Source organism: Lacisediminimonas sp. (assembly GCF_030645335.1).
Lineage (GTDB): Bacteria > Pseudomonadota > Gammaproteobacteria > Burkholderiales > Burkholderiaceae_D > Lacisediminimonas.
The window spans coordinates 1-6536 of record NZ_JAUSNH010000236.1 but is presented as its reverse complement, the minus strand read 5'-3'; the positions used below and the strand labels follow the sequence as shown (position 1 = coordinate 6536).

Annotated in this window: 6 protein-coding genes and 2 pseudogenes; 7 read left to right on the top strand and 1 reads right to left on the bottom strand. The window is 61.1% G+C overall.

Annotation, left to right across the window (positions count from 1 at the left end):
• The 5 genes from Q7T64_RS16130 to gcvA all read left to right on the top strand — a co-directional run.
• On the top strand, nucleotides 1-829 hold an 829-nt coding region (locus tag Q7T64_RS16130; RefSeq protein WP_304797808.1), incomplete at its 5' end, for a xanthine dehydrogenase family protein molybdopterin-binding subunit.
• The gene (locus tag Q7T64_RS16125) at nucleotides 822-1838 is read left to right on the top strand and encodes an amidohydrolase family protein (protein ID WP_304797807.1); all 1017 of its coding nucleotides are present in this window, start codon (nucleotides 822-824) and stop codon (nucleotides 1836-1838) included. The genes Q7T64_RS16130 and Q7T64_RS16125, both read left to right, overlap by 8 nt.
• A gap of 112 nt (nucleotides 1839-1950) precedes the next feature.
• Nucleotides 1951-2268 carry an NIPSNAP family protein gene (locus tag Q7T64_RS16120; RefSeq protein ID WP_304797804.1) on the top strand — a complete coding sequence of 106 codons (318 nt, stop codon included), beginning with the start codon at nucleotides 1951-1953 and terminating at the stop codon, nucleotides 2266-2268.
• A complete protein-coding gene (locus Q7T64_RS16115) occupies nucleotides 2265-3092 on the top strand; it encodes an alpha/beta fold hydrolase (RefSeq protein WP_304797802.1) in 828 nt (275 codons plus the stop codon). The genes Q7T64_RS16120 and Q7T64_RS16115 overlap by 4 nt, the downstream gene beginning before the upstream one ends.
• 165 nt (nucleotides 3093-3257) lie before the next feature.
• Nucleotides 3258-4241 (top strand): transcriptional regulator GcvA, encoded by a 984-nt coding sequence (gene gcvA / locus Q7T64_RS16110; RefSeq protein ID WP_304797799.1) that lies wholly within the window; start codon nucleotides 3258-3260, stop codon nucleotides 4239-4241.
• A 262-nt stretch (nucleotides 4242-4503) separates the two neighbouring features.
• Here the strand turns inward: gcvA and Q7T64_RS16105 are convergent.
• Nucleotides 4504-4711: pseudogene (locus Q7T64_RS16105) on the bottom strand (DUF2274 domain-containing protein).
• 88 nt (nucleotides 4712-4799) lie between these two features.
• Between Q7T64_RS16105 and Q7T64_RS16100 the strand changes: the two are divergent.
• Together Q7T64_RS16100 and Q7T64_RS16095 are read left to right on the top strand one after the other, a co-directional pair.
• A pseudogene (locus Q7T64_RS16100) lies at nucleotides 4800-4916 on the top strand (type II toxin-antitoxin system RelB/DinJ family antitoxin); the annotation flags it as partial.
• Between the two features lie 109 nt (nucleotides 4917-5025).
• The coding region (locus Q7T64_RS16095; RefSeq protein WP_304797797.1) for an ATP-dependent endonuclease at nucleotides 5026-6536 on the top strand (1511 nt) is incomplete at its 3' end.

The following is a 6536-nucleotide window of genomic DNA, read 5'->3' as shown; positions in this document are numbered from 1 at the left end:
CAATGCCCTGCCCTCCAACAGTCCGGTCGGCAGCCGCATGGCGATCATGCTGGGCGGCGCGGCAGCAGGCGCGGCCAAGATCCTGCGCACCAAGCTGATCAGGATCGCGTCCCACAACCTGGGCGTGGCCGACGAGCACCTGGAATACATGGATGGCGACGTCGTGGTCAAGTCCGATCCGTCGCGCCGCCTGAGCTGGGACGCACTGGTGGAAACTGCGCACCGGTATTACCACAAGATGCCGGAAGGCATGGAGCCCGGGCTGCAGGAAAAATTCGTCTGGGAAGTGCCTACCGGCGGCCAGTTGCCGACGGAAGACGGGCGCGTGCAGATGTACCCTTGCCATTCCTTCGAATCGCACATCATCCTGACCAGCATCGATCCGGAAACCGGCAAGCTGAAAATCCACCGCTATGTCTGCGGCCATGACTGCGGCGTGATGATCAGCCCGGATGTGGTGCACGGCATGACCTACGGCGGCATCGCACACGGGCTGGGCGCGGCGCTGATGGAAAAGTTTGCCTTCTCGGAAGAAGGCCAGCTACTGTCGGGCACCTTCATGGACTACCTGTTGCCCAGCGCGGAGGAAGTGCCGTCGATTACCATCGTCGACCACTGCACACCGTCGCCACTGACGGAATTCGGCCAGAAGGGCTCGGGCGAAGCCGGCTACCTGGGCGGGCCGGCGGCAATTGCCAGCGCGGTCAACGATGCGCTGGCGCCGCTCAATGTCTCGCTCGACGCGCTGCCGATGACGCCGCAAGCGATCTGGCGCGCACTGCAACAAGCACCACAACAAAATGCACAAGGAGAGAAACAACATGGCTGACCTGATCATCGACGTACACGCCCATTACATTCCGCGCGCTGCGCTCGACGAGTTCGAGGCCAACCAGCATTTGTTCCCGTCCATCAGCGTCACAAAGAGCGAAGCCGGCATCCGCATGGCCTTTGCCGGCGGCGAACAGACCCGCCCTATCTCGCCCAAGCTGTCGGACCTCGATGACCGCCGCGGCTGGATGGACAAGAACAACATCGACCACCAGTTGCTGGGTGGCTGGCTGGACAGTTTTGCCTATGAAATCCCGGCCGCCGAAGGCGCAGCCTGGAGCCGTTACCTGAACCGCCACATGATGCAGGGCCTGGCAAAAGAGCCGCGCTTTACGCCATTGGCGACGGTGCCGCTGCAAGACGGCAAGCTGGCAGCCGAAGTGCTGGGCGAAGCCTGGGACCAGGGCTTTGGCGGCATCATGATCGGCACGCTGCCGCACGGCCTGTCGGGCGTGCTGGATTCGCCCGACCTCGACCCGTTCTGGCAGAAAGCCGACGACCTCGGCGCAGCGGTATTCCTGCATCCGATGTTCGTCTGCGGCGAGCCGCGCCTGGCCGACTATGACCTGGTCAATGCGCTGGGCCGCGTCGCCGATACCTCGATTGCGGTGTCGCGGCTGCTGTATTCCGGCCACTTGCTGAAGTACACGAAGGTCAAGCTGGTGCTGGCGCACGGCGGCGCAATGCTGCCGTTCGTGATGGGCCGCTTGCAGCGCAGCCACACCATCTCGCATGGCAAATATGCCGATCCGCGCAAGGGCTTCGAAGCGCTGTATTTCGACAGCGTGGTGTTCGACCATGATGTCCTGCAGTGGCTGCACAAGAAGGCCGGCGACGACAAGATCATGCTCGGCTCCGACATGCCATTCCCGATCGGCGATCCGGAACCGCGCCGCATCATCGAGGACGGCTCTTACCTGGGCGACGTGCAACGGCGCCAGATGCTGAGCAGCACCGCGCAGAAAATTTTCCGCCTGCGCGCCGACCACCAGGCCGCCAAAGGCTGACAGCGAGAAGGGGCGCCGGCCTGGAGCCTGCGGGTTGCCCGGTTGGCGCCATAAAAAATCGGGGCCGGTCCGCAAGGCCGGTTCCCAACAACCCATCCCCAAGGAGAACAACATGATCTATGAACTGAAAAAATACGTACCGAACGCCGGCAAATCACAAGCGCTGAAAGACCGCTTCGAGAAAGTCACGCTGCCGATTTTTGCCCGCGTCGGTGTCAAGGTCGCGCACGTGTTCGAAAATCCGGCCGAGCCGGAAGCGCTGTACTACATGACCTGCTTCGACAATGCCGAGCAACGTGACGCCGCCTGGAAAGCCTTCGGCGCCGATGCCGAATGGAAGGCCGCCAAGGCCGCCAGCGAAGTCGCCGGCCCGCTGCTGGCATCGCAGACGTCAGTCGACCTGCAGCCGACCGCTTTCTCGCCAAAATGATGACTGCTGCCACCACCAGCACGGTGCGCGGCCCGGCCGGCAACATTGCTTTGCACACCTGGGGCTCGTCGGCGGCGCCGACGGTGCTGCTGGCGCACTCGATCCTGGCTTCGTCCATGATGTGGGAACGCCAGGGTGCGCTGCTGGCGCAGCATGGCTTTCGCGCCATCGCCATGGATACCCGCGGCCACGGCGGCTCGGATGCGCCTGCCCCGCCCTATTCGATGGACGACCTGGCCGCCGATACGGTCGCCGTGATGGATGCGCTGCAGATCGGGCGCGCACATTACATCGGCCTGTCGCTGGGCGGCATGTCGGGCTTTGGCCTTGGCATCCATCACGCCTCGCGCTTGCTCAGCATGGTGCTGTGCGACGCCCGCGCCGATGCGCCGGCGCCGTTTGCCGCAGTCTGGAACGACCGCATCGCGGCTGCGCAGTCGCAAGGTTGCCAGGCGCTCGCCGCAGCCACGGCGGAACGCTGGTTCGGCGCCGATTTCCTGGCCCGCAATCCGGTCATTGCCAAGCGCTTCAATGACACCATCAGCGCCACCAGCAGCAATGGCCTGGTTGGCTGCGCCCAGGCCATCCAGGGACTGGACTACCTGAAAGACGTGCAGCGCATCAGCGTGCCCTTGACGATGATCGTCGGCGCCAAAGATGTGCCGCTACCGGACGCGATGGCCGACTTGCAGACCCGGATAGCGGGCGCGAGGCTGGAAGTCATACCGGATGCCGGCCACTTGCCCAATATCGACCAGCCGGACGCATTCGACGCGGCATTGCTGCGTCACTTTGCACCGTTTGCGCCGTCTGCGCAGCCTTAGCATCTGCACGCGGCGGATTCGTCCAGTGCCAGCGGAACGACCAACACCGGCATCGCACCAGGCCATACGACCCACATGGGCCACGCCCGTTTGGCGCCTGCCGCGATGCCGGTGGCATAATGGCGCGCTGCGCTTGCCCGCTGTTGCCCATGCCGGTGGCCTGCGATGAAGACCGTGCGACCCGACCGGGCTGCACGACGGCATCCCGAAGCCAAGATGATCCGCAAATTACCCCCGCTGAACGCCGTTCGCGCTTTCGAAGTCGCCGCCCGCCATGTGAGTTTCACGCGGGCTGCTGAAGAATTGAACGTCACCCACGGCGCAGTCAGCCGCCAGGTGGCATTGCTGGAAGAATGGCTGGGCAAGGAATTGTTCCGCCGCTCCGCCTCCCAGTTGTCGCTGACCGACGCCGGCCGCACCTACCTCGGCGAAGTCAGCGCCGTGCTCGACCGGCTAGCCGTGGCGTCCATGTACGTCAAGGAGCAGGCCGGGCCGACTGCCTTCCATATCAATGCCCCGCCCACCTTCACGATGCGCTGGCTGATTGCGCGCATGGCCAGCTTCCAGCGCCGCCATCCGGATGTGGAAGTGCGCCTGACGACATCGCTGGCGCCGGTCAATTTCCAGGAGCATGGCTACGACGTGGCGATCCGTGGCGCCAACACGCCGCTAGAAGGCTGCAGTTCGCTGCCATTCATGACCGAGATCATTGCGCCGGTCTGCCACCAGGACCTGATGGGCGGGGCACGCATGTTGCAGCCGGCCGACCTGGAGCGGCAGACACTGATCAGCTATGCGACCGAGCCCTTCTCCTGGCGCGAATGGATGGGCGAAGTCGGCCAGGAAGACTTGCGTCCGGCCAGCGCGCTGAAATTCGAGCAAATGTTTTTCGCACTGCAAGCCGCCCAGGAAGGCCTGGGCGTGGTGCTGGTGCCGCTGTTCCTGGCAATTGACGACATCCTGGCTGGCCGGCTGTGCGCGCCGTTCGGCCTGCTCGGCGCCAGCAAGCGCAGCTATTACGCCAACTTTTCCACCAGCTCAGCCAACTATCCGGTCGTGCGCGGATTTTATGAATGGCTGGTGCGCGAAGGCCGCGACACCGAAGAATCGATCCTGACCTGGGCCGAGTCAATGGGCTGGCGCTTGTAAAAATCTCAGCCGTCAAGTCTTGTCGTGAGGCAGGCAAGATGCTTTAAAGCTATATATGACGCGGGCTTACTCCTTTTTCCTCCTCTTCCAAAAATACTGATTCAGTGGGCTAGGAGCCACGTAGGAGCAAGCCCGTTGAAGGCCATGGCGTGTCCCAGCGTGCCAAACGCAGGTGAACCTATGAGTCTCATGCTCATGATACGGCAGCACCCTGCGGATGCCGTCCGCCAAAAGCAAACGCGCAAATTAGTGACGTGCCCGTTTAGGTGAACGGAGTGGACTCATCCCGCCCCAATTGCCGATGTGATGCAGTTTTCGGCGATGCCCCTTTCTTGAATCCCCGATCCCGCTATGAACGCATTCAGCATATGCGGAATCAACGTCATCGCATCTACTGTTTCGCCGTAAGCCTAGGCCTGCAGCGCCGCATAGCGATCAAGTCCAGCCTTCAAGCTCACCGGGCAGATAATGGTTTATTTGGCGGCTTCGAGGTCGACGTCGGCTGCATGTTCATGTTGACTCTAAATCGACTTCGGACTAATTTGGGGAGCAGGTCAGATGGGCTTATCCGTCTCGGATGCCATCCGGATTCTGCTTACCAGAGTGGCCATCGACAAGGCACTCCCCTTTGAAGTCAACTGCTCAACTCCGCCAGCGCACCGCAAGACACCCTAGCCATGCAGAAGCCAATTACCGCCGCGTTAAAGCGTTAGATCGCGCCCGGCCCATGCGCCCGAAGCAGCGCTGCTCATAATGGACAAACAAAAAAAAGGAGACTCCGCCCATGTACTTGGCTCAATTGAACATCTCGAATTTTCGGAAACTGAACAAGGCGAATCTACGTTTCCAGCCGGGCTTGAACGTGCTGATTGGAGCCAATAACGTGGGCAAGACTGCAGTGGTCGATGCGCTACGGGCGTTGCTCGCGGGTCACGACGAGCCCTATCCGCGACTGAACATCGAGGATGTTCACCATCCCAAAGGCGCTGCTCCCGCAGGGGACATCACGTTCCAGTATGTTTTCCGCGGTCTCGATGCAGACGACGAAGCCGATTTCCTTGCTGCGCTGAGGCCTGGAGTCGGCGGCGACCTTGAGGCCCATATTTCGGTGCGCTATGCCGAGGCGGACAAAAGTGGGCGGCTCCGCGTCAAACGCTGGTGTGGCGACCATGAGGATGTCGGACTCACGTCGGATATGATGGAAAACCTGCGCGGCGTCTACCTGCAACCGCTCCGCGACGCTTCTCAAAGTTTGAAACCCAGTCGCACCAGTCAACTCGCCCGGCTGTTGCAACTGCTGGCGGATGAACCCGGACGGGATGGGATCAACGCAGCGCTCAAGAAGCTCGATGAAGAACTCAAGAAGCACCAGCCTATCATCAACACCCAGTCCGCGATATCGACTCGGCATGGTGCAATGTTGGGCGCGCCGTTAGCACAGGCATTGGAAATCGGGTTGAGTGCCAGCGATTTTCAACGCCTGTCGTCCCGCCTGTCCCTGCTAGTCGATAACTTCGAGATCGAGCAGAACGGGCTGGGATTCAACAACCTAATTTTCATGGCCGTGGTACTCAGCGAGTTATCCAAGAATCCGGAAGCCACCTATCGCGGACTAATCGTCGAAGAGCCCGAAGCACACCTGCATCCGCAGTTGCAGGCGATCCTGCTTCGCTACCTGGAAAGCATCCAAGCAGCCATCGGTGACAAACCGGTGCAGCTCTTCGTTACCAGCCACTCACCCAATTTTGCGAGCATTGCCGATCTCGACTGTCTTGCCTGTTTGGTGGATACCGGCACGAGCGTCGAGACCTTCTTTCCACGGACGATAACTTTCGAGAAGGGCAAGCGCGAGAAGTTGAAGCGCTACCTCGACGTAACTCGTGCGGAGTTGTTTTTCGCACGTAGAGTAATTTTCGTCGAAGGCGCTGCAGAACTGATGCTGGTCAGTGTGCTCGCCACTAAGGCCGGGTTCAACTTACGCGAACATGGCGTCAGTCTCATCAGCGTGGAGGGCCTGAATTTTGACTCGTTCTTACCCCTGTTCGGCGAGAAGGCGCTCAAGATCCCAGTTGCACTCATCACCGACGCCGACCCGGCGGACGAGCCGACGGATGGCACCGAAGCGAAGGCGCTTTATCCCAAAGCCGATGATCCGATCAAAGTCTCGGACAACACAGCGAAGATGAAGAAACTGGAAGATACATTCGTCAAGGTTTTCCATGGCGTGAAAACGCTCGAATACGACTTGGCGCTGCACGCCGATAATCGTACCGCCATGCTGACAGCGCTAAAGGA

What these genes read in the sequence shown, in the direction of transcription:
- Q7T64_RS16115 (WP_304797802.1), top strand. Translation starts at nt 2,265, where the DNA reads ATGATGACTGCTGCCACCACCAGCACGGTGCGCGGCCCGGCCGGCAAC.
- gcvA (WP_304797799.1), top strand. Translation starts at nt 3,258, where the DNA reads ATGAAGACCGTGCGACCCGACCGGGCTGCACGACGGCATCCCGAAGCC.
- Q7T64_RS16120 (WP_304797804.1), top strand. Translation starts at nt 1,951, where the DNA reads ATGATCTATGAACTGAAAAAATACGTACCGAACGCCGGCAAATCACAA.
- Q7T64_RS16125 (WP_304797807.1), top strand. Translation starts at nt 822, where the DNA reads ATGGCTGACCTGATCATCGACGTACACGCCCATTACATTCCGCGCGCT.